Origin of the sequence: Streptomyces sp. SID3212, from assembly GCF_009865405.1 — a bacterium.
Classification (GTDB): Bacteria; Actinomycetota; Actinomycetes; order Streptomycetales; family Streptomycetaceae; genus Streptomyces.
In genome coordinates this window covers 1-1,868 of record NZ_WWJY01001064.1, presented here as the reverse complement: position 1 = coordinate 1,868, position 1,868 = coordinate 1, and the positions used below count along the sequence as shown (strand labels likewise).

Here is a 1,868-nt window from a genome sequence, read left to right as displayed (position 1 = left end):
GGGGGCCGGGCGGCCGGTCACCACGGGCGGGGTAGGGGCCGGGCACCCGGTCACCACGGGCGGGGCGGCGGCCGGGGCGCCCGGTCACCCCGGGGGTGCACAGGCGTTCACCCCTCAGAGTAAACACCTGTGCACCCTCACCCGCACCCCGGGGTGCACAGATGTTCACCACACTGCTCCCCCGGCCGCCGGGACGGCTCGCACCGCCCGGCACACTGGTACCGGCGGTTCCGGGTCCGGTTCGCGCCCGACAACCGCCGTGGGAGACGCGATGGCGCTACAGATCAGCGCGACCAATCCGGAGCAGCCCGCCGTGCTCCTCGACCTGCCCTGGAACACCCCGCTCGACGAGTGGCCCCCGGAGTGCCTCGTCGCGCTCCCGCGCGGCATCTCGCGCCACGTCGTGCGCTTCGCGTCGGCGGGCCCCGACGTGGTGGCGGTCAAGGAGATCACCGAGCGGGCGGCGGTACGGGAGTTCGGCCTGCTGCGCGACCTGCACCGGCTCGGCATTCCGGCCGTGGACCCGCTGGCGGTGGTGACCGGGCGGGTGGACGCGAACGGCGAGCCGCTGGAGTCGGCGCTGATCACCCGCCACCTCAAGGGATCGCTGCCGTACCGCTCGATGTTCGAGTCGACGATGCGCCCGTCCACGGTGAAGCGGCTCATGGACGCGCTGGCCGTGCTGCTCGTACGGCTGCACCTGGCCGGTTTCGCGTGGGGCGACTGCTCACTGTCCAACGCGCTGTTCCGGCGGGACGCGGGCGCGTACGCCGCGTACCTGGTGGACGCCGAGACCGGCCAGATCCAGCAGAACCTCAGCCGGGGCCAGCGCGAGTACGACATCGAGCTGGCCCGGATGAACATCGCCGGGGAGCTGATGGACCTGGAGGCCTCGGGGGCGCTGCACCCGTCCGTCGACCCGATCCCGTTCGGCGCGGCCATCGTCCAGCGGTACGAGGACCTCTGGCACGAGCTGACCCGCGAGTCGGTCTACCCGGTCGGCAAGCGGCACTACATCGACCGGCGCATACGGCGGCTCAACGACCTGGGCTTCGACGTGGCCGAGATGCAGATCGAGCGCTCACCCGTCGGGGACACGGTGACGTTCCTCCCGAAGGTCGTGGACGCCGGCCACCACCAGCGGCAGCTGTTGCGGCTGACCGGTCTGGACGCCGAGGAGAACCAGGCGCGGCGCCTGCTCAACGACCTGGAGAGCTGGATGGCCGGGGAGGAGGACTACGTACCGGGGGATCCGCTGGGGGCCCGGCCCGAGGTGCTCGCGCACCGCTGGGTCCGTGACGTGTTCCGGCCGACCGTGCGGGCCGTCCCGCTGGAGCTGCGCGGGGAGATGGACGCGGCGCAGATCTACCACGAGGTGCTGGAGCACCGCTGGTACCTGTCGGAGGAGGCGGGACGTGACGTGGGGCTCGACGCGACGGTCGAGGACTATGTCGCGAACGTCCTGCCGCACGTGGTGAGCGCGCTGACCGTCCAGGCGCCGGACGCGTCGGCGGGTCTGTCGCCCTGACCGGGGCGCGGGAGCGGGGGCGGAGGCGTGGGCTGTCGCGGGCGCGGGGGCGGGGCTCCTGTCACGCGCGTACGGCTGCCCCTCACTGCAACGCCCGCACCGCCGCCGCGAAGACCGACGGCAGGCGGGCCGCCGCCGGGACGATCAGCCGGGCTCCCGCCGGGTGCCCGGCGACCCGTACCAACCCCTCCGTCAGCAGCCGGTGACGCCGGGAGAGCCCGCGCCATTCGCGCTCGTACCGCTCGGGACGGCCCGCCCGCAGGCACCGTACGGCCGCCTCCGCCGAGGCGAGCGCGAGCGCGACCCCCTCGCCGGTGAGCGCGTCGACGTACCCCGCCGC

Annotated in this window: 1 protein-coding gene and 1 pseudogene; one reads left to right on the top strand and one right to left on the bottom strand. The window is 73.9% G+C overall.

What is annotated here, in order from left to right:
* The first annotated feature begins 271 nt into the window (after positions 1-271).
* Positions 272-1,528: a DUF4032 domain-containing protein gene (locus tag GT042_RS31640; RefSeq protein ID WP_161312126.1), complete on the top strand. Its 1,257-nt coding sequence runs from the start codon at positions 272-274 to the stop codon at positions 1,526-1,528.
* 82 nt (positions 1,529-1,610) lie between these two features.
* On the opposite strand, the pseudogene GT042_RS31635 reads toward GT042_RS31640, so the two are convergent.
* Positions 1,611-1,868 (bottom strand): annotated as a pseudogene (locus tag GT042_RS31635) (monooxygenase); the annotation flags it as partial.